Genomic DNA, 25,311 nt, shown 5'->3' with positions numbered 1-25,311 from the left:
CGCGGGGCTCCCGAGCCTCGTCCCTCCGTTGGAAGAGCAACGATCCGACGGAGGAACACGATGTACCGCCAGGTGCCGGCCCAGGTCGACCTGCCCGCGCTCGATCATGACGTTCTCGCCTTCTGGCGTGACAACGACGTCTTCCACCGCAGTCTGGAACAGTCGGCGGGACGGCCCGAATGGGTGTTCTACGAGGGGCCGCCGACCGCCAACGGCATGCCCGGCGCCCACCACATCGAGGCCCGCGTCTTCAAGGACGTGTTCCCGCGCTACCGGACGATGAAGGGCTACCACGTGGCCCGCAAGGCCGGGTGGGACTGCCACGGGCTGCCGGTGGAGCTCGCCGTCGAGAAGGAGATGGGCTTCAACGGCAAGCTCGACATCGAGAAGTTCGGGGTCGCCGAGTTCAACGAGCGGTGCCGCGCGTCGGTGACCCGGCACACGGACGCGTTCGCCGAGCTCACCGAGCGGATGGGCTACTGGGTCGACCTGGACGACGCCTACCGGACGATGGATCCGGGCTACATCGAGTCGGTGTGGTGGTCGCTCAAGCAGATCTTCGACAAGGGGCTGCTGGTCGAGGACTTCCGGGTGGCGCCGTGGTGCCCGCGGGACCAGACGACTCTGTCGGACCACGAGCTGGCCCAGGGGTACGAGACGGACGTCGACCCGGCCGTGTACGTGCGCTTCCCGCTGACCGGTGGGCCGCTCGCGGGGAACACGAGCTTGCTCGTGTGGACGACGACGCCGTGGACGCTGGTGTCGAACACCGCGGTCGCCGTCAACCCGGATGTGACGTACGTGGTGGTGACCGACGGCAACGAGCGGATCGTGGTCGCCGAGCAGCTTGTGCCCGAGGGATTCACGACCACGGGAGAGAGCTTCACCGGGCGCGAGATGGAGCGGTGGACCTACACGCCGCCGTTCGACCTGGTCGAGGTGCCGGACGCGCACTACGTGATCCTGGCCGGCTACGTGACGACCGACAGCGGCACCGGGCTCGTGCACCAGTCGCCCGCGTTCGGCGCGGACGACCTGGCCAGCTGCCGCGCGTACGGGCTGCCGATGGTCAACCCGGTGCGCCTGGACGGGACCTTCGAGGAAGGGCTTCCGCTGGTCGGGGGCCTGTTCTTCCGTACGGCCAATGGGCCTCTGGTCGAAGAGCTCCGCGCGAAGGGTCTGTTGTTCCGCAAGGACGACTACGAGCACCAGTACCCGCACTGCTGGCGCTGCCACACCGCGCTCATCTACTACGCGCAGCCGTCCTGGTACATCCGGACGACCGCGGTGCGCGACGAGATGATCCGCGAGAACGAGAAGACGAACTGGCAGCCGGCCACGGTCAAGCACGGCCGGTACGGCGACTGGCTGAACAACAACGTCGACTGGGCCCTGTCCCGCAAGCGGTACTGGGGCACCCCGCTGCCGATCTGGCGCTGCCCCGACGGCCACCTGACGTGCGTCGGATCGCTCGCCGAGCTGTCCTCCCTGAGTAAATCCGACTTGTCGGATCTGGACCCGCACCGCCCGTTCATCGACGCCGTGACCTTCGACTGCCCCTCGTGCCCGGCGACGGCCACCCGGGTCGAGGAGGTCATCGACGCCTGGTACGACTCCGGGTCGATGCCGTTCGCGCAGTTCGGCTACCCGTACCGGAACAAGGAGGTCTTCGAGAAGAGCTTCCCGGCGCAGTTCATCTCGGAGGCGATCGACCAGACGCGCGGCTGGTTCTACACGCTGATGGCGGTCGGCACGCTCGTGTTCGACAAGTCCCCGTACGAGAACGTGGTCTGCCTGGGCCACATCCTCGCCGAGGACGGCCGCAAGATGTCCAAGCACCTGGGCAACATCCTCGAGCCGATCCCGCTGATGGACACCCACGGGGCCGACGCGGTCCGCTGGTTCATGGCCGCTGTCGGGTCGCCGTGGTCGGCCCGGCGCGTCGGCAACACGACGTTGCAGGAGGTCGTGCGCAAGACCCTGCTGACGTACTGGAACACCGTCGCGTTCCAGGCGCTCTACGGGCGTACGGCCGGATGGAAGCCCTCGCCGTCCGATCCCGCCCCGGCCGACCGCCCGGTCCTCGACCGCTGGGTGCTGTCCGAGCTGAACGAGCTGGTCCGCAAGGTCGACGCCGCCCTGGAGGCCTTCGACACGCAGGAGGCGGGCAAGCTGCTGGCCGCCTTCGTCGACGACCTGTCCAACTGGTACGTGCGCCGCAGCCGCCGCCGCTTCTGGCGGGGCGACGCGGCCGCGCTGGCCACGCTGCACGAGGCGCTGCGCACGGTCACGCTGCTGATGGCGCCGCTGACGCCGTTCATCACCGAGCGCGTCTGGCAGGACCTGGTGGTCGCGGTCGACCCGTCGTCGCCGTCGTCGGTGCACCTGGCGTCCTTCCCGGTCGCCGACACGGCGCTGATCGACCCGGCGCTCTCCTCGCACGTGGCCACGACCCGCCGCCTGGTCGAGCTGGGCCGGGCGGCACGGGCCGAGTCGGGCATGAAGGTCCGGCAGCCGCTGTCCAGGGCCCTGGCCTCGGCGCCCGGCTTCGCCACTCTGCCCGCCGATCTCCTGGCGGAGATCGCGGCGGAGCTCAACGTGGGCACGGTCGAGGCGGTGGCGGGCTCGTTCGTGGACACCACGGCAAAGGCCAATTTCCGTACGCTCGGCAAGCGTTTCGGCAAGCGCGTGCAGGAGGTGGCCAAGGCGGTGGCGTCCGCCGACGCCGCGGCCCTGTCCGGCGACCTCCGCTCCGCGGGGACGACGACGATCGACGTCGACGGGGAACCGGTGACGCTCACCCCCGACGAGGTGTTCATCACCGAGACCCCGCGCGAGGGCTGGGCGGTGGCCTCGGACGCGGGCGCGACGGTGGCGCTCGACCTGCACCTGACCGACGAGCTGCGCCGGGCCGGCCTGGCCCGCGACGCGATCCGCCAGATCCAGGAGGCCCGCAAGACGAGCGGCCTGGACGTGTCGGACCGCATCGACCTGCGCTACACGGCCACGTCCCCGGAGACCGCGCAGGCGCTGGCCGAGCACGCGGCTCTGGTCGCGGACGAGGTGCTGGCGGTCTCGTACGCGGGAGAAAGCGCGGACTGGCCCGGCACCTTCACCGACGAGTCACTGGGCCTGACATTCTGGCTCCGCAAGGCCGAGTAGCACCTCCGGGGCCGGCGGGGACGCACACCCTCGCCGGCCTCTAGGGCGCCTGGAGGACGCAGAACTCGTTGCCGTCGGGATCGGCCAGCACGTGCCAGTGCCAGCCGTCCTCCTCGATGGGTTCGGCGGTGACGCGCTGGGCGCCCAGGGCGGTCAGCCGGGCTGTCTCGGCGGCCAGGTCGGGCACGCGCAGGTCGAGGTGGACGCGGTTCTTGGTCGTCTTGGGCTCGGGCACGCGCTGGAGCAGCACCTCGATGCCGTGGTGGCCGGGCGGCGTCAACGAGCGGTAGCGGCCGGGTGAGCTGGGCTCGGCGCGGTAGCCGAGCACGTCGCACCAGAACGCCGCCGAGCGTTCCAGGTCGGCGCAGTCCACCACGACGACCAGTTCGACGTCGTCTCGTCCACCGAAGCGGGTCATGGGGTCACGCTATCGGCACCACCAGCTCAGGCACCGGTACGGCAGCGGCATCGTGCGAGATGACGTACGAAGTCGCCAAGAGCGCCGTACCTCTCAGCGCTCGGTGTTCGTGGTTATCGCGTCGATGATCGTGGGCCAGAGTTCCTGCGGGAGGTCGTGGCCCATGCCCTCGATGACCAGGAGTTCGGCGCCGGGGATGGCGGCGGCGGTTGCGCGGCCGCCGCTGACGTCGATGAGAGGGTCGGCGGCGCCGTGTATGACCAGCGTGGGTGCCGTGACCTGGCGCAGGCCCGGCGTGCGGTCGGGTGAGGCGATGATCGCGGCGTACTGGCGCTGGGTGCCCGCCGGGTTGAAGGCGCGGTCGAACTTGGCGGCGGCCCGCTTCTGGAGCCACTCCTCGGTCGCGGGGTAGGCGGGGGAGCCGATCACCCGGGACGTGGCGGCGGCGCCGGCGATGATCTCGTCCCGGGTCGTGGCCGGCGGGCGGGCCAGGGCGGCGGCGGCCTCGGGGGTGGAGCGGCCCACCTTGCGCTCGCCCGTCGTGGACATGATGGAGCAGAGGCTGGCCACCAGCTCGGGGTGGTCGATGGTCAGCTGCTGGGCGATCATGCCGCCCATGGAGGCGCCGACGACGTGGGCCTTCTCGACGCCCAGGGCCTTGAGCAGGGCGGCGGTGTCGGCGGCCATGTCGGACAGCAGGTAGGGCGGTGGGCCGGCGGGCACGCCCAGATCGTCGAACGAGGTGGACAGGCCGGCGTCGCGGTTGTCGAACAGGATCACGTGGAAGCCGCGGGCGGCCAGGGCCTGGCAGAACTCGAAAGGCCAGTCGATCAGCTGCGCGCCCAGGCCCATGACGAGCAGCAGGGCGGGGCCGGCCGGGTCGCCGACCGTCTCGTAGCGCAGGTCGATGCCGTTGGCTCGCACGTCGGGCACGGGTGGGCCCTCCCTTCCGTCCCGGCCAGCATGCCTGACGGAGATCGTCTTCGGCCACCGCGAGAATCGCCAGTCCCTAAGCTCTGGCTTATATAAGGACAGGCTGATAACGTACGTCCCGTGCACGCGTTCGATGTTCTCGGTGACCCGGTTCGCCGGCGGATCCTGGAGCTGCTCGCCGAGGGGGAGCAGTCGTCCGGGGCGATCACCGGCGTGGTCCAGGCCGAGTTCGGCATCTCCCAGCCCGCCGTCTCGCAGCATCTGAAGGTGTTACGGGACAACGGCTTCGCGACGGTTCGCCCCGACGGGGCGCGCCGGCTGTACGCGGTGGACGACACCGCGCTGCGCGAGGCCGACGCGTGGCTGTCGCGGTTTCGGCGGTTCTGGGCTCCTCATCTGGCCGCCATGGCCACCGAGGTGGCGCGCGGCAAACGACAGCGCCGGCTCTCCGGCGAGCAGACACGGGAAAGGACCGAAGGTGGACGTCAAGGAACAGATCAGCCAGGTGCGCCGCACGCTCGGAAGCCGCGTCCTTCAGGCCGGTGAGGCCCGGGTGATGACGATCAGCCAGGTGTACGACACCGACATCGACGATCTGTGGGAGATCGTCACGAGCGCCGAGCGGATCCCGCGCTGGTTCCTGCCGATCGCGGGCGAGCTCAAGGAGGGCGGCCGCTACGAGCTGACCGGCAACGCCAGCGGCACCATCTCCCGCTGCGACCGGCCCCACGGCTACGACGCGACGTGGGAGTTCGGGGGGCAGGTCAGCTGGATCGAGGTGCGCCTGGCGGCCGAGGGCGGCGGCGCCCGCTTCACGCTGGAGCACGTGGCGCATGTGGAGGACCAGTTCTGGGACGTGTACGGCCCGGGCGCCACCGGCGTCGGCTGGGATCTGGGGCTGTTCGGGCTGGCCGGCTACATCGAGGACCCGGTGGGCGCGCCCGACCCGTCGACGATGCAGGACTGGCACACCACCACCGAGGGCCAGACGTTCATGCGGCTGAGCACGGACGCGTGGGCGGCGGCGTCGGTCGCGCAGGGCGACGACCCGGAGGCGGCGAAGGCCAGGGCCGATCGGACGTACGCCTTCTACACCGGCACCGAGGCGTAGTCCGCGACCGGTCCCGCCGTGAGGAGACCGCTGGCCGCGCCGGCGATCTCCCCGGCGGCCGGGGCGAGGGCGTTCCGGGCCCGTTCGGCGGCGGCCCGGTCACCCCGGAGGGCGGCGGCGCGCGCCATCAGGCACCACAGCGCTTCGGCGAGCAGGCCGGCCGGAGGCTCGGGGGTGTTCTCCAGAGCTTCGGCCGTGCGCCCCCGAGCGATCAGGACGAGCGGGCGGGCCCACGGTTCGTACGGCCCGTAGTCGCCGTCCACCGCCGGTTGGCGGTGCCAGACCCGCAGGCACAGAAGGGCGAGGGGCAGGAGCCCCTCCTCGAGCCCCGGCATGCCGGCGCCGTCGAGCAGTGCCGCCGCCCGCCGGTAGGCCGCCTCGGCCACGGGGAGAGGCGCGCCACCGGCGGCCAGGCGCAGAGCGCGGTACCAGGTCGTGAAGACGGCGACCAGGGGCAACTCGTGCCGGGCGGCCATCCGATCGGCGGCGCCGGCATGCACGTCGGCGGCGGCGAAGTCACCCAGCGCCGACCGGGCCTGGATCCGGATCAGATGCCCGAGCACTTCGGCGGTGACCAGCCCGTGCGCGGAGGCCAGCTCGATGAGCTCGGCCCCGATCGCGTCCCGTTCGGGGGCGAGCCCGGTGCGATGGCAGCTCTGCATGAAGACCCCGTTGAGCGCGAAGGCGAGCAGCCCCGGATCGTCGAGCCCGCGCGCGAGCCGCTCGGCCTCGAGGGCGCAGGCGCGAGGGTGTTCGTCGCGGGCACCGCGCGACTCGACGGCGACGGTGGCCAGCAGCCGGGCCCGCGCCCCGACGTCGTCCGGCGGCAGGGCGGCGAGGGTGCGCTCGGCCGCGGCGACGATGCCGGCGGCCTGAACCGGATCGTCGGACCGGGTCCAGATGGCCGGCACGTCGTAGGAGCCGATGACCCTGGCGGTCAGCCCCGGATCCCCGAGCTCCTCGGCCGCCGCGATGGCCGCGACCCGATGCCGCCGGGCGGCGACCAGTCCACCGCCACCGGTGACGGCGAGCCCTCGCAGCAGCCCGACGGTGGAGTCGAGGCGGGCACGGGCCCCCACCGAGACAAGCCGGTCGTAGTCAGCGGTGACTTCGGCCCAGACTTCCCCGGCAGCGGTCTGGGTGTCCGCGATGGCCGGGCGGGGCCGGTCGTGCGCCCGGGCCTGCTGCCGTTCGGGGTCGCCGAGCGGGGCGGGGGACTGCCGCAGGATGTCGGTCTCGAGGCGGCGCAGGCCCGGACCGGGGTCGACGCCGAGCCGGCCGGCCAGCTGCTCGCGGGCCCGGCGGAGGACGGCGAGGGCGTCCCCTTGCCGATCCGCCCGGTAGAGGGCGAGGGCGAGCAGGCGCCAGGCATCCTCACGCCAGGGGTGTTCGGTGACGTGCGCGTCGAGGTCGGCCACGGCGGCGGCCGCCCGCCCGGCGGCGAGGCGGGCCTCGGCGAGCCGTTCGACGGCCCGAAGGCGCAGCTCGGCGAGCCGGGCCCGATCGGCGCGGGCCCAGGGCGCCTCGGGAAAGTCGGCGTAGGCGGGCCCGCGCCACCAGCCCAGCGCGGTCGTCAGGGCTTCTTCGCTCAGCGCCTCGTCGGCGGCCACGACACGCTCGAAGCGCCACGCGTCCACGCTGCCGGGCTCGGCCCGCAGCGCGTACCCAGGCCCCTCGGTGACCAGCAGCGAGGCCGGCGCCCGGCGGGGCCGATCCGGTTCAAGGCCGCGCCGCAGTGCCGCGACAAAGGTCCGTACGGCCGAAACCGCCCCGTCCGGCGCCGCCACCGGCCACAGATCATCGACGAGGTGCCCGACCGGCACGACCCGCCCCCGGGCCACCACGAGCCGCGCCAGAACGGCCCGGTGCATCGGCCCTTTGAGCGCGATCGGCGCCCGTGTCTCTCCGGGCGGCGCCGACCAGGCCACCACCGGCCCCAGGACACCAAGCTCGACCCGCACACCCACCTCACAGAAGAACTGCCCAAAAGCGGATAAACTGGGCATCATGCGCCTACTTGCCGCTGCCCTCGCCGTGAGCACCGCCCTGTCAGTCTGCCTTTCAGCACCAGTCTCCGCGGCGCAGGCCGCCCCCATCACTCCCGAAGCCCCGGTGGTCTCCAGCGCCCTGGCCAGTCCCGAAGTTCCGGCGGTCTTCGAAGTCCCTGAACACGGGGTGACCTCCGGCGCGCCTGTTACCCGCGGCGGGACGGCGGCGTTCGGCGTTCCGGGGCCGGTCGACCTGGTCGGGCTCGAGTTTCAGGTGATCAACGCGGCCAGCGAGCAGTGCCTGACCACGGCGCTGGTGCAGAAGCCCTGCGGGCGGGCCGGGGCGTTCCGCTGGCGGCTGCGCCCGACGACCGACACCGGCGGCGCGCTCCAGGTCCTCAACGTCGCCACCGGCAAATGCCTCTCGATCGCCGGCGCCGGCACGAGGGACAACGCGCGCGCCGACCTCTACACCTGCGACGGGCACGACTCCCGGCTGTGGCGCCTGCGCGACTCGACCGGCGAGACCGCCCGCATCCAGAACGTCCACAGCGGCAAGTGCCTCACCGTCGCCCGCGACACCGCCGTACAGAGGCCGTGCCCGGCATCCCAGCGCTGGACGGTGAAAGTCCTCAGCCTGCCCCTGCCCGTCTTCGGCGGCGCCTAGCACAAGATCGGCGCCCGCCCGGCTTTGTCCACGGTCCGCGCGTTGTCCACAGGCGCCCTTCTCCTCAGAATGGCAGCAGATCGATCGCGACCATCCGGCAGCGCTGAGCCCACCCGGGCACTGCCACCTCCGTCCTGGCAGCCAGACCAGAACCCTTACACCCAGAGCATCCTCGCCCGCACTTGGACCCGCACCCAGACCGGCACTCCTACTCGCCTTCAGACCCAGCCTCAGACCGGCACCCCCACTCGCACCTGAACCTGCGCCCTCCGCCCACACCCGTCCGCGTGCCCCGGCCGGTCAGGATCTGCAAGGCCGGTCAGGATCTGCAAGGGCGGGCTCTGAACGGTGGGCACGATGGGCGCTGCGTGGTGGGCTCCGCTCGCGCGGCGCACGTCCGGCTGGTTGTGCGCCGCGTTGGGTCGGCGGCCTATCCGGGGAGGCGCGGCCTACTTCGGGAGGGCGGCGCGGATCTTGCGGTAGGCGGCCCACGGCACCGACGGCCGGGTCAGGCCCCGCCGCGTCAGATAGCGGTCTGTCGCTGCCCTCAAGCCGCGGATCAGCTTGATCTGGTCGGACACCTTGCCCTTGTGCCGTGTGCCAGGCTCGATCAGCCTTGTCGGCGTCAGCAGCCAGCTTCCGTCCGTGGACGGGGCCAGCGTGCCTACGACGCTGGCGCTGTGCAGCTTGTCGAGCTTGTCGTCGTGGCGGTGTACCAGCAGGCTTGCCGGGCCGGCCGTCACGGGCAGGTCGGCCGGGACCGCCACTGAGTAGCCCGATGGTGTGCTCACCACGTTTGTTCTGATCAGCAGCGGCGCGCCCGTGTCGTCCCGGGCCGCCAGCACCGCCGTCGGGTAGGCGGCCAGCACCTCGCCGCCTACCCGAGCGGACTCGGCCGGTGGGGCCGCCGGTGGCAGGGGCCTCGTCTCCACCGAGGACGGGGTTATGCGGATCATGAGGCGGAAGAAGTAGAAGTCGGTCAGGCGGTTGATCGGCCAGTCCAGATATTTCGTGCTGCCGGGCTGGAGCGTGAAGATCCTCGCCCAGAAGTCGCCCAGGTCGCCGGACGGGTCGGTGTGGATCTCGTCGGGGCAGGTGGCCTCTCCGGTCACCAGCACCTGCTCCGGGTGTTCCACCCCGCTGGCGTACGGCTCCGAGAACAGCAACGCCACCCGGCCGTCGCGGCGGATGTTGAACGCCTTCTGCGGATAGCTCACCGATGTCGTCAGCAGGAACGTGCCGTCGGGGCGGGTGATGCCCGATGTGGGCCAGGCCAGTGGTGTTCCGTCCTTCGAGAGAGTGACGAACTCGCACGTCTTGTACGCGGTCAGGACGTCGCTGACAGGGGTGAGCGGTTGTGGCATGGCGGTGATCTTAAGTGGCCGGTGTAGATGTCTGCGCCCGCAATCTGCTTGGATCCGAGGCATGAGCCAGACCCGCAGCCGCGCCGCCTTCACCGCGTGCATCGCTGCCGGTGTGGTTCTTCTGACGCTCGGCGTCGTCACGTCGCGGCCCGATCCGGAGCACGCGGCGATCGCCGCCGGGGCCGTTCCTCCCAAGCCCCCGGCGCCCTACGACCGGGCCGTCGGTTCGCTGCGGGAGCAGTCGGCGGCGCTTCTTCGCGGCGACGAGCGGGCCTGGCTGGCCGCCGTCGCCCCGCCGCTGCACCCGCGCTACCGGGCCATGTTCCGGTCGTTGCGGGCGCTCGAGGTCACCCGGTTCGACTACGAGCCGGGGGTGGGGCGGCCGGCCGGCGGCGATCGCGACGCGGTGGAGTTCCGGGTGGAGATCGTGTACTGCCTCGGCACCGACATGTGCCCGGGGCGCCCGGGGCCGCATTGGCAGCAGCCGCCGCGCGTCGAGCAGAGACTCACCCTCAAACCCTTGGGTCAGCGGTACGTCATCAGCGCCGTCACCGCCGCGCCCGAGCCGCACCCTCGTCATCCGGCGCCGTGGGAGAACGGTGATCTGGCCGTGTTGCGCGGTTCCCGGGTCACCCTCCTGGCCTCGCCCGGCGAGCGTAAGCACCTGGCCCGGCTGCTTCCGGTGGCCGAGGCCGCCGCGCGGGCCGACGACCGGTTCGCGGCGCTGATGGGCACCCCGCAGTCGCGTTACCGGATCTACCTGGCCGGCGATCCACAGTGGCGGACCTGGTACGGCGGTGAGGAGAACGACTGGGCCGTCGGCCTCGCCGTGCCGTTGAACATGTACGCCACCGACGTCGTCCTGCGGATGAGCAAGCTCGAGGACGATCCGCGGTTCCTGCGGGTGGCCCTTCAGCACGAGCTGGGACACGTCGTCACCCTGTCCGGTGCCTACCGGGCCGACGCCGCCGCCGACACCTGGCTGTCCGAGGGCATCGCCGAATACATCGGATGGTCGCCGCGCACGGCCGCCCGCAGCCTGCGCCGTGACAGTGTGCGGTGGCAGCTGCGGACCGCCGCGCCGCGGTCGATGATCCCGGTCAAGCCGGGGGCGGACGCCCCGGACCGGGCCGGTGACGCCTTCTACGGGCTGAGCCATTTCGCGGTCGACTGCATGGCCCGGCGGTTCGGCGAGCGGCGGCTCTTCACCTTCGTACGTCTCGTGCTGACCCAGGACAACGAGTACGACCAGGCCGCGCGTGACGCGTACGGCGTGCCGTTCGCCGAGGTCGACAAGGCCTGTGTGGGCTGGATCCGGTCCCAGGTGCTGTGAACCCGGGTGCTATGAACACTGCATGCTGGTTGACTTCGCCGCCGACGTCGCGGCCTCGCCCCTTGACGTGGAGGCGGCCGCCGTGGCGGCGGAGCGGGACGGATACGACGGGTTCGCCGCCGCCGAGACGCGGCACGACGTCTTCCCGGCGCTGACGCTGGCCGCCCGGGCCACCGAGCGGATCACCTTGCAGTCGGCGATCGCGGTGGCCTTCGCCCGCAACCCGATGAGCGTGGCCGTGCTCGCCAACGACCTGCAGCTCATCTCGGCCGGCCGCTTCCAGCTGGGGCTGGGCTCGCAGGTGCAGGCGCACATCGAGCGCCGCTTCGCGATGCCGTGGGGGCGCCCGGCCGCGCGCATGGAGGAGTTCGTGCGGGCGATCCGCGCGGTCTGGCACGCCTGGGCGACCGGCGACCGGCTGGCCTTCCGGGGCGAGTTCTACCGGCACACGCTGATGACCGACTTCTTCAGCCCGGGCGAGAATCCGTACGGCAATCCTCCGATCTTGATCGCCGCCGTGGGGGAGAGGATGACCGGGGTGGCCGGCCGGGTCGGCGACGGGCTGCTCGCGCATCCGCTGACCAGCGCCGCCTATCTGCGCGAGCGCACCCGCCCGGCGCTGCGGGAGGCGCGCGGCGGTGATCTGGACGGTTTCGCGATCGGGCTGTCGGCCATGGTGGTGCTGGGCGCCGACGAGGCGGCCCGCTCGCGTGCGGAGCAGGCGGTGAAGGGGCAGATCGCCTTCTACGCGTCGACGCCCGCCTATCGCCCGGTGCTGGAGCAGCACGGCTGGGGCGAGCTGGCCGACCGGCTCAACGGCCTGTCCCGGCGGCAGGCCTGGGCCGAGATGACCGAGCTGATCACCGACGACGTCCTGGACACCTTCGCGGTCGGCGGCGACGTCGGCAAGAACCTGCGGGAACGGTTCGGCGGGCTCGTCGACCGGATCTCGCTCTACACCCCCTACGAGGTCGATCCGGCGCTGGCCCGGGCCGCCTGGAGCTGATCCTCGACGGTGCCGAGCGAGCCGGCCGACAGTGCCGGCACGCCGCCGAACAGCGACCAGCGCAGGAAACGCGCCCCGGCCGCGCTGACCAGCGGGAACTCGGCTGTGCTGGTCTGATGCCCGCCGGCGGTGAACGACAGCATGGCCCGCGACCAGGGCACGGCCTCGAAGACGGTGTGCCCGGCCGACCAGCTGACCGTGTCGTCCTCACGGCCGTGCACGAACAGCATCGCGGCCGGGGAGCCGCTGAACGGGGTGGCCAGGAAGTCGGTGCCGGCCAGCACGATGCCGGCCTTGAGGCGCTCGTCGCGATAGGCGCTGAACATGCCGACGGTGGTGATCCCGCCCGCCGAGTGACCGGCCGCGGCCATCCGCGAGGCGTCGATCCGGCCCCGCAGCGGGCCGGCCACCGTGTTCTGGCGGGCGATCTCGGTCAGCACGTGCGAGGCGTCCAGCGGCTGGTTGGCCACGTCGTACGCGTTGAACGCGGCCGTGCCGAGCGAGGTGTGCGGATAGAGCGGGGCCGCCACCACGATCCCGGTCAGGGCCCAGCTGACCAGCAGCGCCGCGTAGTCGTCGGGCTGCGACAGCATGCCGTGGCTGAACACCAGGACCGGGTACGGGCCGGGACCGACCGGATACCAGACCCGGGTCGCCAGGGTCCGGCCGTCGCGGGTGAACGTGTAGTCGGCCCGCCCGACCGAGTTCACCCCGGCCGGAGGCGTGCCCCCGGGCGGCTCGTACGGCGTGACCGGCTGCGGCGACAGCGTGGACGTCTTGACCGAGGACAGGATCTGCGAGGCCGACTTCGTGCCGCGGCCCGCCGCGTCGGCCGCCGTGGCCCTCATGGCGACAGCGCCGGAGACGACGGACGCGCCGAGCAGTAATGATCTTCGCGAGATGCGCACCAGAGCCACGGTGCTTCGCGTTCCTGTGTACCCGCTATGCCGCCCCTGTGGGGCCGCTACCTGTGAAGATTCCTCTTTTCTCACGAATCACAGCTGTTTCCCAAGCCGTGCCCAGGTCGGCGGGTGATCGTTTCCGTAGGCGACGCTTTCTTCCAGACTGGGGTGATTTGTCCGATGCTCAGCGACCGTCCGATCTTCGTGGTGGGCTGCCCGCGATCCGGTACGACGATGCTCCAGCTCATGCTGCACGCGCACCCGCGGATCGCGCTGCCGCCGGAGAGCCGGTTCCTGCTCCCGGCCTATCAGCGCCGCCACGAGTTCGGCGACCTGCGCGAGAAGGACCGGCGGCGTGACCTGGGCGCCTGGATCGTCACCACCGACAACTTCGGCGATCTCGGCCTCGAGGAGGCCCGGGTGATCGACGCGATCGTCGGCGCCCCGCCCACGCTGGGATCGGCCCTCGGCACGGTCTTCCGGCTCTACGCCGAGCGGTTCGGCAAGCCGCGCTGGGGCGACAAGCGCCCGGCCTATCTGCGCCACCTGCCGCAACTGCTGCGGCTGTTCCCGGACGCGCAGATCATCGACATCGTGCGCGACGGGCGTGACTGCGTGGCCTCGCTCAAGGAGGCGCCCTGGGCGGCGAACTCGCTCGACCTGCTGATCGACACGTGGGCCCGCTCGGCCGACGCCTCCCTGCGGGCCGCCCGCACCTACCGGCCCGACGTCTACCTGCGGGTGCGCTACGAGGACCTGGTGGCCGAGCCGGCCGAGCACCTGCGGCGGATCTGCGACTTCCTGGGCGAGGAGTACGACCCGGCCATGGCCCGGCCCGACCAGCTCGCGGCGGTGGCCGTGCCGTCGTACAAGACCTGGCACACCCGCACCCACGAAAGCGTGACCACCCAGCGGGTCCGCAGCTGGCGGCAGCGGCTCAGCGCCGAGGAGATCGTGCGCTGCGAGGCCGTCCTCGGCTCGCGGCTGGAGCGGTTCGGCTATGAGCCGTCGACCCGCCCCGTTCCCACGCCCGGCGTGGTCGCCACCCGGGCCCTGCTCACCGCCCGGGACCGGCTGAGCCCGCTGCGGCAGCTCGCGGGGGACGCCCGGGGCGCCGTCCGCGCCGGGCACCGCGAGCCGGTCGTGGCCGCTCGGCTGACCAGTGGTCAGCTGGGCAGCCGACCCCTTTCGAGGTAACAGCGGCCCGGCTTGATCGCCAAGCCGGGCCGGAACGGATCTTCTTGACCCGTGCTGTTCACCAGGGCGGTCACCACCGCCTTCATCCTGACCGTGCTGTCAACGCTGCTCGCCGCCGAGGAGCGCGCCGGCGCGACCGTCGCCCCCGGCGCTCAGTTCTCGATCGAGATCGAGTCGACCCGGTCGGGGTAGAACGCGACGTGGTCCTTGATCTCGGCCACCGCCGGGCGCGGGTCGCGGTAGACCCAGATGGCGTCCACCGACTTCTCGCCCCCGGCCGGGATCGAGTAATAGCTGGCGTCGCCCTTGTACGGGCAGTAGCTCTCGGTCGCGCTGTCCTCGAGCAGCGACTGGTCGACGTCGCCGATCGGGATGTACGGCACGGCCGGGTACGTCGACTCCTGAAGCGTCAGAGCGTTGCGGGTGTCGGCGACGACCTTGCCGGCGACCGTGACCACGATGTGGGCCGGGTTCGGCGTGATCGTGATCGGGTGGTCCGGTCCGGGCTCCAGGACGGGCTTGCCGCTCATGCGGCCTCCTTCGTTCATGATCGATTCCTTACGCACATTGTTTCTCCGCCCGCAGCCGATCGTCCAAAATCCGGCCGGTCATCCATGGCTTCCTCGCCCGAACACCCCAAAGGCGGCCGTTGCCACATATGCGGCTTACGGCCGTGATGACCTTAGGGCGAATCAACCGGCTCGAGGAAGGTAGAGACATGAAAGCGGCAACGCGGATCCTGACACTCGTCGGACTGAGCCTGGTCACGGGCGTGACGATCGGTGCGGGTCCCGCACAGGCGGCCACGGCCGGCTCGTCCTCGCAGGGCACCACGCAGACGCAGGTGCGCCCGTGGGACGACGATGACGACGATGTGGCCGGCTACTACGACGACCGCCGCGACTGTGAGCGCGCCGGCTGGCGTGGCGAGCGTCGCGACTGGTGGGAGGACTTCGACTGTGACTTCGTCCGTCGCGGCCCGCACCGTGGCGACTGGAAGCTGACGGTCGAGCGGGACGACCACGACGACTGGCGGGACCACCGCCGCGGTCGCGACTGAACGCGCGTAGAACAGGCCACATCCGCTTCGGATGTGGCCTGTTTCGTGTCTACGGTTGATCACATGCCGAACCCCGCCGAAACCGCCGCCACCGCGCTGGGCGTGAAGTCCGCGCTTCTGCGCCACGGTCCCGTCGCCAGCGTCGCCGAGGCCGCCCGGGCCCAGGGTGTCGAGATTCAGGACCTGGTCAAGACCTTGGTCGTACGGCGTGGCGACGACGACTATGTGCTCGTGCTGGTGCCGGGCGACCGGTCGATCTCCTGGCCCAAGCTGCGGGCCCTGCTCGGCGTGAACCGCCTCTCGATGCCCAACGCCGAGGTCGCGCTGGCCGCCACCGGATACGAGCGCGGCACCATCACCCCGTTCGGCGCGGCCGGCTCGTGGCCGGTGATCGCCGACGAGCGCACCCGCGGCCGCACGATCAACCTGGGCGCCGGTGAGCGCGGGGCCGGCCTGCAGGTCGAGGCGGACGAGGCGGTCGCCGCTCTGGGCGGCCAGTTCGCCGATGTGACGGAGGATGCAGCCTGACGCATGTGTCGCTCGGGTAGGTTGCTCCTCGTGAGCAGCGAGAAGACGAGCGAAGACCCGATCCAGCCCCACGTTCCCCCGTCCGGCACCGGCTGCGTCGAGTGCCTCGGCGCCGACGGATGGTGGTTCCACCTGCGCCGCTGCGCCCAGTGCGGGCACATCGGCTGCTGCGACTCCTCCCCGTCGCAGCACGCGACCGCGCACTGGCGCGAGACCGGCCACCCGATCATCCAGTCGTTCGAGCCCGGCGAGGACTGGTTCTGGGACTTCAGCACCGAGGAGGCCGGCAACGGCCCGCGGCTGGCCCCGGCCGACAGCCACCCGCTCGACCAGCCCGCCCCCGGCCCGGCCGGCGCCGTGCCGGACGACTGGAAGAGGCACCTGCACCGCTGACGGTTGTGTTGCGGGAGCGTTGACACAGCGTTACGGCATCGATCAATATGTTTCCATGTCTCTGTGGGAGCGCTCCCGGATCATCGCCGTGGTGGCGGTGTCCGCCTTATTTGTGCCCGCGGCGCCCGCATTCGCCGCGGAAGTGGAACAGGTCGTCAACGGCGGCTTCGACGGCACCACCGACCCGTTCTGGTCCTCGTCCGGGCCGTTCACGCTGACCGGCGGCCGGGCCTGCGTCGACGTGCCCGGCGGCACGGTCAACAAGTGGGACGTGGCCGTCGGCCAGAACGACATCGATCTCGTCGCGGGGGAGACCTACCGGTTCTCCTTCGACGCCGGTGGCGACGCCGGCAAGGTGGTGCGGGCGATCGTCGGGCTCGGGGCCGACCCGTACACGACGTACTTCGAGCAGTCGCCCGCCCTCGGCGACTTCCAGCACTACTCGTGGACGTTCACCGCACCCGCCGACACCGCGATCGGCCAGGTCGCCTTCCAGCTCGGCGGCAGCGCCGATCCCTGGAACTTCTGCGTCGACAACGTGTCGCTGGTCGGCGGCGTGCCGCCCGAGGTGTACGTCCCGGACACCGGCCCCCGCGTGCGGGTGAACCAGGTGGCGTACCTCCCGGACGGCCCCAAAGCCGCCACCCTGGTGACCACCTCTCTGGAGAAACTGCCGTGGCAGCTCGCGAACGCCGCCGGCAAGGTCGTCGCCCGGGGCGACACCACACCGCGCGGCGTCGACGTCTCGTCCGGGCAGAACGTGCACACGATCGACTTCGGCCGCTACACCAAACGCGGCACCGGATACACCCTGACCGCCGACGGGGAGACGAGCCGGCCCTTCGACATCGACCCACGGGCGTACGACAAGCTCCGGACCGACGCTTTGAAGTTCTACTACACGCAGCGCAGCGGCATCGAGATCCGCGATGACCTGCGCCCCGGCTACGGCCGCCCGGCCGGGCACGTCGACGTGGCGCCCAACCAGGGCGACGGCGCGGTGCCGTGCCAGCCCGGCGTCTGCGACTACACCCTCGACGTGCGCGGCGGCTGGTACGACGCCGGGGACCACGGCAAGTACGTCGTCAACGGCGGCATCTCGGTGTGGGAGGTGCTCAGCGCGTACGAGACCTTCCCGGCCCTGCGCAAGCTCGGCCTGACGATCCCCGAGAGCGGGAACCGCACCCCCGACGTCCTCGACGAGGCCCGCTGGGAGCTCGACTTCCTGCTGTCCATGCAGGTGCCGGCGGGCAAGCCGTACGCCGGAATGGCCCACCACAAGATCCACGACCAGGCCTGGACCGGCCTGCCCCTGCTGCCGCACCTCGACCCGCAGCCGCGCGAACTGCACCCGGTCTCCACGGCGGCGACGCTCAATTTGGCCGCCTCGGCGGCGCAGGCGGCCCGCGTCTACAAGAAGTACGACCCGGCGTTCGCGGCCAGGGCGCTCTCCGCGGCCCGCACCGCGTACGCGGCCGCCAAGGCCAACCCGGTCATGCTCGCGCCGGAGTCCGACGGCGTCGGCGGCGGCGCCTACAACGACACCAAGGTCACCGACGACTTCTACTGGGCGGCCGCCGAACTGTTCCTCACCACGGGGGAGAAGCGGTACCAGGCGGACGTGCTCTCGTCGCCCGAGCACACCGCCGACGTGTTCGGCGCCGGCGCCTTCGATTGGGCCTCCACCGCCGCGGCGGCGAGGCTCGATCTGGCGCTGGTGCCGAACCGTCTCCCCGGCCTGGCCGCCGTCAAGGCGTCGGTGGTCCGGGGAGCGGAGAAGTATCTGGCCATTCAGAAACAGCATCCGTACGGCGTTCCGTACGCCCCGGCGAACAACGCGTGGGACTGGGGCTCGAACAGCATCATCCTCAACAACATGGTGGTGCTGGCGGCCGGCCACAAGATCACCGGCCGCGCGGTCTACCGGGACGCGGTGCTGACCGGCCTGGACTACATGTTCGGCCGCAACGCCCTCAACCAGTCCTACGTGACCGGATACGGCGAGGTCAGCTCGCACAACCAGCACAGCCGCTGGTACGCACGGCAACTGGACCCGGCGCTGCCCAACCCGCCGGTGGGAACGCTGGCCGGCGGCGCCAACAGCGCCATCCAGGACCCGTACGCCCAGAGCAAGCTCACCGGCTGCGTGGCCCAGTTCTGCTACATCGACGACATTCAGAGCTGGTCCACGAACGAGCTAACCATCAACTGGAACGCGCCGCTGGCCTGGATCTCGGCCTTCGCGGCGTCCTGACCGGAAATGGGGTCGCGCGTCACGGCGCGCGGCCCCTACGGTGACGGAATGTCCGCCGACGCCGCCCGCGCGGCCGAAATGCTCAGCCAGCTGGCCGTCCCGCAACGCCTGGCGGCGTACGCCGAGCTGGTCCGCCGGGGCGCCGAGGGCGCCACGATCGCCGAGCTGGCCTTCACGATCGACGTCCCGGTCCAGAAAGCCGGCGAGACCCTGGCCCGCCTGGTCGCGGCCGGCCTTGCCACCGGCACCGGAAACGGCGTCTACCGGGCCGATCCGAGCGCGCTGCGACAGGCCGCGTCCGCGGTGGACGCCCTGCAGCCGATGGCCCCGCTGCTGCGCGACTATCCCCAGCTACGGGGCAACTTCGCCCACGGCCGCCTGACCAGCCTGCCGCCGACACTGGGCGAGCGCTACGAGCTGATCGGCGAACTGTTCGCGCGGTTCCTGGCGCTGGACGGCCTCTACGACGAGGACCACATCAACACGCGCCTGTCCCAGGTCACCGACGACGTGGCCGGCGTCCGCCGCATGCTGGTCGACACGGGCTGGCTGGAACGCGACCGCGCCGGCACCACATACGGTCCCGGCCGCCCCCTGCCGGCCCCACTCATATGATCATGACGTGGACCGCCCCGTTCGTCGTGCGTACCTGGAAATGATCTCCAAGCGGGTGTGGCCCGCCCTGAAGGCCGCCGGCTTCCAGCGGTCGTCCGGCACGTTCCGCCTCCGTTCCGGCGACGGCGACGCCGTCATCCTCGAGTTCCAGGGCTCCGGAAGCAGCGGCGGCGATCTATCGCTCTTCTACATCAACATGGCGGTGTCCACCGGCGGTTGGCTCCGCTGGCAGCAGACCCGTGGCTTCGTGGACGGGGTCCGGCTGCCCCGCACGATGGCGAGCCAGTGGTGGAACCGCCTGGAAGCGCCTCCCGAGTTCGTCGACTCCTACGCGCCGGGCATCGGCGTCCGCCGCGACACGTGGCGGCTCACCTCGACCGGCGATGCGGAGCGGTGCGGCGACTTCCTCGTCGCCGCACTGCCCTCTCACGTGCTGCCGTTCCTCGAGGAGATCCTCGGCCATTACCGTCGCATCGACGAGTCGCTTCGGGCCGGCGAGGTGAGGCTGCCACCACCACCGGCCAACGCACTCGAGGGCTTTCACTTCCTGAAGGAGCCCGACCACCCGTACGTGGCCTGGGCTCTGTCCCACGACATAGACACATAGCAACGCCGCTGGTACTAGTTGGTCGTGCTGAGGGTCATCGAATGGGTTGTGCTGGGAATCGGTAGCGCGGGGGCCATCGTCTACGGCGTACGCCGGCACCGGCCCGCCCGGATCGGGCCCTGGCTGCTGCTCGCGGGGGCCCTGCTGGCCAGCGCGGCCGGTGACGTGCTGACCGCGCTGGACCGGGCGAGTGTCGCCGATCTCTGCTTCTACGTGATGTTCGCGCTGGTCGCCGCCAGCCTGCTGCAGTTCACCCGCGTCGGTGCGGTTCTCGTGGACCGGGCCCGGCTCATCGACCTGCTCGCGTTCGCGTGTTCGGCGCTGCTGGTGGTCTGGGTGTTCGCCGTCGGGGACGCCGGCCGCATCGGGAGCGTCTCCGGGGCGTACGTCATCGGCGCCCTTCTGCTTCTCGCCGTTGTCGCCCGTGTGCTGGTCGCCGTGGGCCGGAACGTCTCGGCCGTGCTGCTGGTCGTGGGCGCGGTGGGTGTGCTGGTCAGTGACATCGTGCAGCCGCTGTGGCCGGGACGGCTCAGCGAGTCGGGGTTCGTGGTGCTCTACCTGTCCTGGGGCGCCGCCGCGCTGCACCCGTCGATGGTCCGGCTCACCGAGCCGGCGGAGCCGCGCCCGAGCCCGTGGCTCGGCCGCTGGGCGACGCTGCTGGGCATTTCGGTGGCCACCCCGCCGGTCGTCCTGCTGGTCGAGGCGATCGACGGCACGGTCGGCGACGGCGTGGTGATCGCGGTGGCCGGTGCGATCACCCTGCTCCTGACCATCACACGGCTGATGGACGCGGTGAACCTGAACGGCCAGGCGCTGACGCGCGAGCGCGGTTTGAGGCAGGCGAGCGCCGCGCTGGTGGCAGCCGCCGACACGCCGGCGGTGGATGAGGCGGTCCGGGCCGCGGTCGCGCAGCTCATGCCATCGGAGGCGATCCGCAGCACGGTCTTCGCCGTGGACGACGTCCCGCTCGAAGCGGCGCCCGGTCCGGAGGCCGGCCCGCCGCACCGCAGCTGGTGGATCGCGGAGGCGGACGACGACTACGCGACGCTGGTGTGCCCGCTCTGGCTGGAGCCGCTGGCGGTCGCCCGGCCGAGTGGCGGCGCCCTGATCCTTCAGGGCCGCCGGGACACGTTGACGGCCACGCGCGACACGCTGGAGGTGCTGGCGGGTCAGGCGGCGCTGGCACTGGACCGGATCTCCCTGATGGAGGCGGTGGGCCGCCGCGACAGTGACCTGTACCTGCGAGCGGTGATCAGCAACAGCACGGACATGATGCTGGTGATCGACGAGGACCAGCGCATCCGATACGCGAGCCGGTCACTGCGCGACCTGCTGGGCGCGGGTGACCTGCCGCCGCTGGCCACCCTCGGCGACCTGGTGCATCCGGACGACCGTACGAGCTTGCGCCAGGCGTTCCGCGGCTCCGGCGACGGCGTGGTGTTCTGCTCGTTGCTGCGGCCCGACGGCAGCCAGGTGCCGGTCGAGGTCACGTACCGGGACTTGCGAGAGGACCGCCTGGTCCAGGGGTTCGTGGTGACCATGCGGGATTTTCCGCTGAGCCCTGACCGGCACGACCAGCGATCGCAACGCGACAAAATGGACGAATTGCCGGGTCGGGTGAATCGGCGGAGCGCTCAGCACAAGTTCCGCTACTAGCTTCCCTGTTTCGCTCGTACCTTGTCGACGGTGTCCCAGTCGGTGCCGGTCAAGGTGGTCAAGGCGGCGGGGAATACGCCGTCCTGTTCCTTGAGGATGTGGTCGCGTAGCAGGTCCAGGGTTTCGATCAGGCGGGTGGGCCAGGCCGGGTCGGCGGGGGTTTCGTGGGCGGACTCGGCCAGGACGGCTTCCACTTGGCGGTGTTCGGACTCCAAGGTGCCGATCTGGTCGGGGAAGTCGTTGGCCAGCAACGGGAACAGGCCGTGTTCCTCCACCTCGGTGTGTGGGGTCAGCACGGTGGTGATCTCGCGGGTCAGGGCCGCCATGCGATTGGTGTCGGCCGTGGAGCGGATGGCGCTGATCAGGTTGACGACCTCGTCGTGTTCGCGGGTCAGCTCCTCGATGGCGGTGACCGACTGGCAGCCGCAGTACTCGCACATGATGGGACTCCCTCTCGGCCGTGGCCCCGCGTGGGGACTCGCCTTGAGCCTGGACCGCCCACCGGTTCCGGTCAGGGGGAGCAGGTCCTTTCAATGCCGGGCCCAAAGTCCCGAACCCGGCGTACGTCCGGGTCGTCCGGCCCTACCCGCGAGATCCCGGCCGGGGTTACCAATGAGGCATGCCCACGGTAGAGGTGAATCCGGTCCGTCGTGGTCGCCGGGAGATCGGCGCCTACGTCACCGATGACGCGCAGGGGACGAGGTTCGTGCCCGCGCTGGACGTCACCGCCCTGGCCACGGTGGCGGCGGTGGCCGTCACCGGCGTCGCGATCGGGTTCGCGGCCCGCCGCCGGCCCGCCATCGGCTCCGTCACCATGGGGCCGGGCGGCTGGATCAGCCTCAAACGTTCCACGCGCCCGCCGTTGCGCGCCGCCCGCCCGAAGCGCCCGTGGTGGGCCCGCCTCCTGCGCGCGCGGCGCCTCGTCGAGCAGCGCTGAACGCGCCAAGCGATGGGCGCGCACGGCGCCCCTTCGAGCGGCGCTGATTGTCGCGGCGCGGGGCTTGCTACGGTGCGTTCATGACTGCGGAGGAGCGCGGCAAGCGCGTCACTGGGCTCGTCTTCGCCGCGATCACCGGGGCGCTGGCCGGGGCCGCCGTCTCGGGCCGGCGGCGTGGTCGTGGGGCGGCGATCGGCGCGGCCGCGCTCGTCGTGACCGAAGCCGTGTCCCGGGCCCGGCAGAAACCGGGGGAGATCCCGGCCTGGTGGTCGCGGGTGGTCATGAGCGGCGCGCTCGCGGCGCCCGCCGGCTGGCTGGGCGGCCGGGTCACCGGCGCCGGCCCCGTTGCCGTGGGCGCGGCGGCGGGTGCGGTCGCCGGCGCGCTCGGCATGCGCCCGCAGAAGGTCGCGCTCGGCCCCGTCGCCGGAGCCGCCGCCGGGGCCGCGTGGCGTCTGGCCGCCTCGAACGCAGCGCCCCCGGCCGCGGTGGCCGCCACCGCGGTGGTCGGCTACCGGGCCTTGGCGGCGCTCCTGTTCCGCGATCCCCAGGTCGGCCTGCTCGCCGAAGGGGTCCGGGCCGAGGACCTTCCGTTCGTGGTGCCGCTGGAGGCCCGAGCCGGCTACGTCGGCACCGGCTACGTGCGGGAGCTGGCCGAGGTGCTCGGCGGCACGTACCAGGCCGACGCCGACGACGTGGGCATCGTCGCGTCACTCGACGACCTGGCCGGCCCGCAGTTCGACCCGGCCGGCGTCGATCCCCTGGTGCGGGAGTTCTACGAGCACACGACCCGTTTCCGGCTCGACATCGTGCCCGAGTGGCGGCTCTGGGTGCGCCCGGGTTACCTGCTCTACCGCACCTTCGTGGCGCGCCCGCTGGGCCAGGCCAACGTGCCGATGAACCAGCGCGAGACCCTGCGCGGCGTCCGCAGCCGCATCGACACCATCACCCCGAAGGACACCGACCTCATTGGCGTACGGGGTTGGATCCGCTCCTTCGCCGACACGGACGAGCCGATCTACGTCGGCATCTACACCACGTACCGGCATGACGGCCGTGGTTACGTGAGCGTCGGTTTCCCCGTACCCCAAGGAAATTTCACCGCGACCCTCCTCCCCGAGCCCCGCCCCGGCGGAGGCCTGGTCCTGACGAGCCGCAGCCCGCTGCCCCACCCGGGCCACTACCTGACGTACGTCGACGCCGAGTCCCGGGACCTGACCACACTGGCCGTTCATGGCTTCACCGAGCAGCTGGACGTCTACACCGACGACGGCACCTTGCGCGCCGACCACGCGTTCTCCCTGTACGGCTTCCCGTTCCTGGTCCTGCACTACACAATCGACCGCAAGCCGGCGGCGGGCTGACGGTAGCGCAGTTCGAGATCGCCGACAGACTTGAAGGCGATGCCTTCAGAGAGATGGTGAACGTACGCGGACCTGATCGGAGGCTCCGGGTCAAGAATCAGGCGGCGTGTCCCCGGGTCCGGCCTCCCGCTTCGGCGGAAGTCGACCAGGTAGCCGAGTCCGGCTTCGCTGTTGACCAGCTTCTTGTGATCGCCGTCGAGGTGGCTGAAGCCGTAGTCCAGACCCATCTCGATCACGATCGCCGCGGCAACTCGTCCGTTGCGGTACTCCGGCAGGGTCGCCTCGGCCAATTGGTTCGGGCTGAGGATGGCCAGGTCGCTGTTGCCCCGGCCATTCTTCTCACCGCGTCGCGTGGTCTCGGGCCACTCCTTGTGGATGAGCTGAGTGCGGTATCCGCTACGTCCGATCGACACTCTCGAGCCGAGCACTGGGTGGGACGCCAGCAGTTGGTACAGGCGGACGTGGAGGGAGTGTTCGACGCGGTGCAGGTACGGGTGCTCCACGAACTCCAGGACCAGCTCATTGATGGCCTGCTCGACCGCTGGGACGGCCTGGCTGAGCCAATCGGGATCGGGCTCGACGCAGAGCGTTTCCGCCACGGGATTCGGGCGCGCCACCGATGAGCCCGTGACGATGCGCCGCGCACCACGTGCGCGCAGCCATTCGACGAGACCAGCCACGGTCTGGTGGGCCGCGATCTCGTCCGGCGTGACATGCCGACCCGCGGCGAGCTCGAACTCCCATTCCCATTCCTTGCGAATGTTCTGCGCTGTGCAGATACGGACCGTTTGGTTCCCCTGCGTCTTGGTATAGACGTCACGACCTTCGACCGAGATACGTGCCACGGAAGCCCCATTCTGATCAGAACGTTCGACCCGACCACTCCGCGTGCGTTGATCGGTCGGCCTGGACCGGACCTGAGCTCCTGGAAGCCTCGAATGTCGTACCCCCTCGGCATACTCCATGGCCATGGGATGCCGTGGGGTGTTGTTCGCGTTGACCGGGGCTCAGGATGCTGCTCTGGGCGCCACGCGCGATGACGACGAAGTGATGGAGTTCGTCGAAGAGGTGGAGGAGGCCTGGGCGGGGGACTGGCTGTGCGAAGTGGACAAATCCTGGGACGCCATGCACCGGTGCCTGAGTGACGGCACCCTTCAGCTCGGGCGGCGTACCGGCGAAGCTCTGGAACTGGCGCTGCTCGGCGGTGGCCATCACCACGAAGGGGAGGACTACATCGTCGCCCATGTGCTCGCCGATCAGGTGCCGGCGGTTGCGGCGGCGCTGGAGACCGTGAGTGAGGCGTGGCTGCGGGAACGGTACGACCGTATCGACGCCGGCGACTACCAAGGGGTGCTCGGCGATGAGGACTTCCAGTACACGTGGCAGTACCTGACCGAGGTCCGTGACTTCTACAAACGCGCGGCCGGGGCCGGGCGGTCGGTCATCTTCACGGTCGACCAGTGAGGCCTCCTCGCACCTCGGTCTCCTGGCTGAAGAAGTCGCCGGTCAACATTGGCATGGCCTTGGCTATGGCGGCCCGGGTCTCGGGGAGCTTCAGCGAGTCGTCGTGATGCTGTTTCGACTCCCAGACCTCGCTCACCCAGATGGTGACGTCGTCGGTGACCGCCGCGCTGACCACGTAGAGGTGGCAGCCGGCCGCCCGCAGGCCGTCGGCGCCGCTCACCAGGAGGTTGATGATCTCGTCGCGGTGGCCGGGCTGGGCCTTCATGGAGGCGATGTATCCGTACGGCATTCCGACATCCTCACATGAACGTTGCCAGGTCAACCATCGGGCGGCGGGTACGCTCCCGGGCGGGAG

General features: G+C 71.0%; 27 protein-coding genes. 18 read left to right on the top strand and 9 right to left on the bottom strand.

The features are described 5' to 3' along the window. The first annotated feature begins 60 nt into the window (after positions 1 to 60). Positions 61 to 3,162, top strand: coding sequence for an isoleucine--tRNA ligase (gene ileS / locus ACFY36_RS31110; RefSeq protein WP_499749470.1), 3,102 nt, complete (start codon positions 61 to 63; stop codon positions 3,160 to 3,162). Positions 3,163 to 3,202: 40 nt separating this feature from the next. Here the strand turns inward: ileS and ACFY36_RS31105 are convergent, their stop codons facing one another. Both ACFY36_RS31105 and ACFY36_RS31100 read right to left on the bottom strand, forming a co-directional pair. Beyond that, the gene (locus ACFY36_RS31105) at positions 3,203 to 3,580 is read right to left on the bottom strand and encodes a VOC family protein (protein WP_499749469.1); all 378 of its coding nucleotides are present in this window, start codon (positions 3,578 to 3,580) and stop codon (positions 3,203 to 3,205) included. A gap of 93 nt (positions 3,581 to 3,673) precedes the next feature. Further along, complete coding sequence (locus ACFY36_RS31100; protein ID WP_499749468.1) at positions 3,674 to 4,513, bottom strand: alpha/beta fold hydrolase; 840 nt, start codon at positions 4,511 to 4,513, stop codon at positions 3,674 to 3,676. Positions 4,514 to 4,633: 120 nt separating this feature from the next. Here ACFY36_RS31100 and ACFY36_RS31095 point away from each other — a divergent pair, with 120 nt between their 5' ends. Together ACFY36_RS31095 and ACFY36_RS31090 are read left to right on the top strand one after the other, a co-directional pair. Beyond that, positions 4,634 to 5,059 carry an ArsR/SmtB family transcription factor gene (locus ACFY36_RS31095; protein WP_499749467.1) on the top strand — a complete coding sequence of 142 codons (426 nt, stop codon included), beginning with the start codon at positions 4,634 to 4,636 and terminating at the stop codon, positions 5,057 to 5,059. After that, positions 4,992 to 5,624 (top strand): SRPBCC family protein, encoded by a 633-nt coding sequence (locus ACFY36_RS31090; RefSeq protein ID WP_499749466.1) that lies wholly within the window; start codon positions 4,992 to 4,994, stop codon positions 5,622 to 5,624. The genes ACFY36_RS31095 and ACFY36_RS31090 overlap by 68 nt, the downstream gene beginning before the upstream one ends. Here ACFY36_RS31090 and ACFY36_RS31085 read toward each other — a convergent pair. Beyond that, positions 5,603 to 7,585 (bottom strand): AfsR/SARP family transcriptional regulator, encoded by a 1,983-nt coding sequence (locus ACFY36_RS31085; RefSeq protein WP_499749465.1) that lies wholly within the window; start codon positions 7,583 to 7,585, stop codon positions 5,603 to 5,605. The two genes, ACFY36_RS31090 and ACFY36_RS31085, sit on opposite strands and share 22 nt — an antisense overlap. 46 nt (positions 7,586 to 7,631) lie before the next feature. On the opposite strand from ACFY36_RS31085, the gene ACFY36_RS31080 reads away from it, so the two are divergent. Then, the gene (locus ACFY36_RS31080) at positions 7,632 to 8,279 is read left to right on the top strand and encodes an RICIN domain-containing protein (protein ID WP_499749464.1); all 648 of its coding nucleotides are present in this window, start codon (positions 7,632 to 7,634) and stop codon (positions 8,277 to 8,279) included. A 449-nt stretch (positions 8,280 to 8,728) separates the two neighbouring features. Here the strand turns inward: ACFY36_RS31080 and ACFY36_RS31075 are convergent, their stop codons facing one another. Beyond that, on the bottom strand, positions 8,729 to 9,643 hold the full coding sequence (locus tag ACFY36_RS31075; protein ID WP_499749463.1) for a pyridoxamine 5'-phosphate oxidase family protein: 915 nt from the start codon (positions 9,641 to 9,643) through the stop codon (positions 8,729 to 8,731). A 61-nt stretch (positions 9,644 to 9,704) separates the two neighbouring features. On the opposite strand from ACFY36_RS31075, the gene ACFY36_RS31070 reads away from it, so the two are divergent. Then, positions 9,705 to 10,976, top strand: coding sequence for a hypothetical protein (locus ACFY36_RS31070; RefSeq protein WP_499749462.1), 1,272 nt, complete (start codon positions 9,705 to 9,707; stop codon positions 10,974 to 10,976). 22 nt (positions 10,977 to 10,998) lie between these two features. Continuing rightward, on the top strand, positions 10,999 to 11,982 hold the full coding sequence (locus ACFY36_RS31065) for a TIGR03617 family F420-dependent LLM class oxidoreductase (protein ID WP_499749461.1): 984 nt from the start codon (positions 10,999 to 11,001) through the stop codon (positions 11,980 to 11,982). Here ACFY36_RS31065 and ACFY36_RS31060 read toward each other — a convergent pair. Next, on the bottom strand, positions 11,940 to 12,890 hold the full coding sequence (locus tag ACFY36_RS31060) for an alpha/beta hydrolase family protein (RefSeq protein WP_499749460.1): 951 nt from the start codon (positions 12,888 to 12,890) through the stop codon (positions 11,940 to 11,942). The genes ACFY36_RS31065 and ACFY36_RS31060 overlap by 43 nt on opposite strands. A gap of 174 nt (positions 12,891 to 13,064) precedes the next feature. Between ACFY36_RS31060 and ACFY36_RS31055 the strand changes: the two genes are divergently transcribed. Beyond that, positions 13,065 to 14,081, top strand: a complete 1,017-nt coding sequence (locus ACFY36_RS31055) for a sulfotransferase family protein (RefSeq protein WP_499749459.1) — start codon at positions 13,065 to 13,067, stop codon at positions 14,079 to 14,081. A 51-nt stretch (positions 14,082 to 14,132) separates the two neighbouring features. Further along, positions 14,133 to 14,273, top strand: coding sequence for a hypothetical protein (locus tag ACFY36_RS31050; RefSeq protein ID WP_499749458.1), 141 nt, complete (start codon positions 14,133 to 14,135; stop codon positions 14,271 to 14,273). Here ACFY36_RS31050 and ACFY36_RS31045 read toward each other — a convergent pair. Continuing rightward, positions 14,234 to 14,611: a DUF427 domain-containing protein gene (locus ACFY36_RS31045; RefSeq protein WP_499749457.1), complete on the bottom strand. Its 378-nt coding sequence runs from the start codon at positions 14,609 to 14,611 to the stop codon at positions 14,234 to 14,236. The genes ACFY36_RS31050 and ACFY36_RS31045 overlap by 40 nt on opposite strands. 188 nt (positions 14,612 to 14,799) lie before the next feature. Here ACFY36_RS31045 and ACFY36_RS31040 point away from each other — a divergent pair, with 188 nt between their 5' ends. From ACFY36_RS31040 to ACFY36_RS31010, 7 genes are all read left to right on the top strand, one after another. Continuing rightward, complete coding sequence (locus ACFY36_RS31040) at positions 14,800 to 15,141, top strand: hypothetical protein (protein WP_499749456.1); 342 nt, start codon at positions 14,800 to 14,802, stop codon at positions 15,139 to 15,141. Between the two features lie 63 nt (positions 15,142 to 15,204). After that, entirely contained in the window at positions 15,205 to 15,669 is a 465-nt protein-coding gene (locus ACFY36_RS31035) for an aminoacyl-tRNA deacylase (protein WP_499749455.1), read from the top strand. 30 nt (positions 15,670 to 15,699) lie between these two features. Continuing rightward, positions 15,700 to 16,062: a UBP-type zinc finger domain-containing protein gene (locus tag ACFY36_RS31030; RefSeq protein ID WP_499749454.1), complete on the top strand. Its 363-nt coding sequence runs from the start codon at positions 15,700 to 15,702 to the stop codon at positions 16,060 to 16,062. A gap of 55 nt (positions 16,063 to 16,117) precedes the next feature. Then, on the top strand, positions 16,118 to 18,316 hold the full coding sequence (locus tag ACFY36_RS31025) for a glycoside hydrolase family 9 protein (protein ID WP_499749453.1): 2,199 nt from the start codon (positions 16,118 to 16,120) through the stop codon (positions 18,314 to 18,316). A 48-nt stretch (positions 18,317 to 18,364) separates the two neighbouring features. Further along, entirely contained in the window at positions 18,365 to 18,931 is a 567-nt protein-coding gene (locus tag ACFY36_RS31020) for a DUF2087 domain-containing protein (RefSeq protein ID WP_499749452.1), read from the top strand. Positions 18,932 to 18,938: 7 nt separating this feature from the next. Further along, positions 18,939 to 19,538, top strand: a complete 600-nt coding sequence (locus tag ACFY36_RS31015; RefSeq protein ID WP_499749451.1) for a DUF4304 domain-containing protein — start codon at positions 18,939 to 18,941, stop codon at positions 19,536 to 19,538. A 48-nt stretch (positions 19,539 to 19,586) separates the two neighbouring features. After that, positions 19,587 to 21,194, top strand: coding sequence for a PAS domain-containing protein (locus tag ACFY36_RS31010; RefSeq protein ID WP_499749450.1), 1,608 nt, complete (start codon positions 19,587 to 19,589; stop codon positions 21,192 to 21,194). Here ACFY36_RS31010 and ACFY36_RS31005 read toward each other — a convergent pair. Further along, positions 21,191 to 21,634, bottom strand: coding sequence for a hemerythrin domain-containing protein (locus tag ACFY36_RS31005; RefSeq protein ID WP_499749449.1), 444 nt, complete (start codon positions 21,632 to 21,634; stop codon positions 21,191 to 21,193). The genes ACFY36_RS31010 and ACFY36_RS31005 overlap by 4 nt on opposite strands. Positions 21,635 to 21,813: 179 nt before the next feature. Between ACFY36_RS31005 and ACFY36_RS31000 the strand changes: the two genes are divergently transcribed. Next, positions 21,814 to 22,131 (top strand): hypothetical protein, encoded by a 318-nt coding sequence (locus tag ACFY36_RS31000; RefSeq protein WP_499749448.1) that lies wholly within the window; start codon positions 21,814 to 21,816, stop codon positions 22,129 to 22,131. Positions 22,132 to 22,211: 80 nt separating this feature from the next. Next, the gene (locus tag ACFY36_RS30995; RefSeq protein WP_499749447.1) at positions 22,212 to 23,492 is read left to right on the top strand and encodes a hypothetical protein; all 1,281 of its coding nucleotides are present in this window, start codon (positions 22,212 to 22,214) and stop codon (positions 23,490 to 23,492) included. On the opposite strand, the gene ACFY36_RS30990 is transcribed toward ACFY36_RS30995, so the two are convergent. Then, complete coding sequence (locus ACFY36_RS30990) at positions 23,459 to 24,337, bottom strand: hypothetical protein (protein WP_499749446.1); 879 nt, start codon at positions 24,335 to 24,337, stop codon at positions 23,459 to 23,461. The two genes, ACFY36_RS30995 and ACFY36_RS30990, sit on opposite strands and share 34 nt — an antisense overlap. Positions 24,338 to 24,476: 139 nt before the next feature. Here ACFY36_RS30990 and ACFY36_RS30985 point away from each other — a divergent pair, with 139 nt between their 5' ends. After that, positions 24,477 to 24,956, top strand: coding sequence for a DUF1877 family protein (locus ACFY36_RS30985; protein WP_499749445.1), 480 nt, complete (start codon positions 24,477 to 24,479; stop codon positions 24,954 to 24,956). Here ACFY36_RS30985 and ACFY36_RS30980 read toward each other — a convergent pair. After that, entirely contained in the window at positions 24,940 to 25,245 is a 306-nt protein-coding gene (locus tag ACFY36_RS30980) for a putative quinol monooxygenase (protein ID WP_499749444.1), read from the bottom strand. The genes ACFY36_RS30985 and ACFY36_RS30980 overlap by 17 nt on opposite strands. Between the last annotated feature and the right edge of the window lie 66 nt (positions 25,246 to 25,311).

This window comes from Actinoplanes sp. NPDC000266 (genome assembly GCF_042899005.1).
Classification (GTDB): Bacteria; Actinomycetota; Actinomycetes; order Mycobacteriales; family Micromonosporaceae; genus Actinoplanes.
This window is presented reverse-complemented; position numbering and strand designations above follow the sequence as displayed.

Coding starts and splice junctions, on each gene's coding strand:
- ileS (WP_499749470.1), top strand. CDS start 61: ATGTACCGCCAGGTGCCGGCCCAGGTCGACCTGCCCGCGCTCGATCAT.
- ACFY36_RS31105 (WP_499749469.1), bottom strand. CDS start 3,580: ATGACCCGCTTCGGTGGACGAGACGACGTCGAACTGGTCGTCGTGGTG.
- ACFY36_RS31080 (WP_499749464.1), top strand. CDS start 7,632: ATGCGCCTACTTGCCGCTGCCCTCGCCGTGAGCACCGCCCTGTCAGTC.
- ACFY36_RS31075 (WP_499749463.1), bottom strand. CDS start 9,643: ATGCCACAACCGCTCACCCCTGTCAGCGACGTCCTGACCGCGTACAAG.
- ACFY36_RS31070 (WP_499749462.1), top strand. CDS start 9,705: ATGAGCCAGACCCGCAGCCGCGCCGCCTTCACCGCGTGCATCGCTGCC.
- ACFY36_RS31065 (WP_499749461.1), top strand. CDS start 10,999: ATGCTGGTTGACTTCGCCGCCGACGTCGCGGCCTCGCCCCTTGACGTG.
- ACFY36_RS31055 (WP_499749459.1), top strand. CDS start 13,065: ATGCTCAGCGACCGTCCGATCTTCGTGGTGGGCTGCCCGCGATCCGGT.
- ACFY36_RS31045 (WP_499749457.1), bottom strand. CDS start 14,611: ATGAGCGGCAAGCCCGTCCTGGAGCCCGGACCGGACCACCCGATCACG.
- ACFY36_RS31040 (WP_499749456.1), top strand. CDS start 14,800: ATGAAAGCGGCAACGCGGATCCTGACACTCGTCGGACTGAGCCTGGTC.
- ACFY36_RS31035 (WP_499749455.1), top strand. CDS start 15,205: ATGCCGAACCCCGCCGAAACCGCCGCCACCGCGCTGGGCGTGAAGTCC.
- ACFY36_RS31025 (WP_499749453.1), top strand. CDS start 16,118: ATGTCTCTGTGGGAGCGCTCCCGGATCATCGCCGTGGTGGCGGTGTCC.
- ACFY36_RS31020 (WP_499749452.1), top strand. CDS start 18,365: ATGTCCGCCGACGCCGCCCGCGCGGCCGAAATGCTCAGCCAGCTGGCC.
- ACFY36_RS31005 (WP_499749449.1), bottom strand. CDS start 21,634: ATGTGCGAGTACTGCGGCTGCCAGTCGGTCACCGCCATCGAGGAGCTG.
- ACFY36_RS31000 (WP_499749448.1), top strand. CDS start 21,814: ATGCCCACGGTAGAGGTGAATCCGGTCCGTCGTGGTCGCCGGGAGATC.
- ACFY36_RS30995 (WP_499749447.1), top strand. CDS start 22,212: ATGACTGCGGAGGAGCGCGGCAAGCGCGTCACTGGGCTCGTCTTCGCC.
- ACFY36_RS30980 (WP_499749444.1), bottom strand. CDS start 25,245: ATGCCGTACGGATACATCGCCTCCATGAAGGCCCAGCCCGGCCACCGC.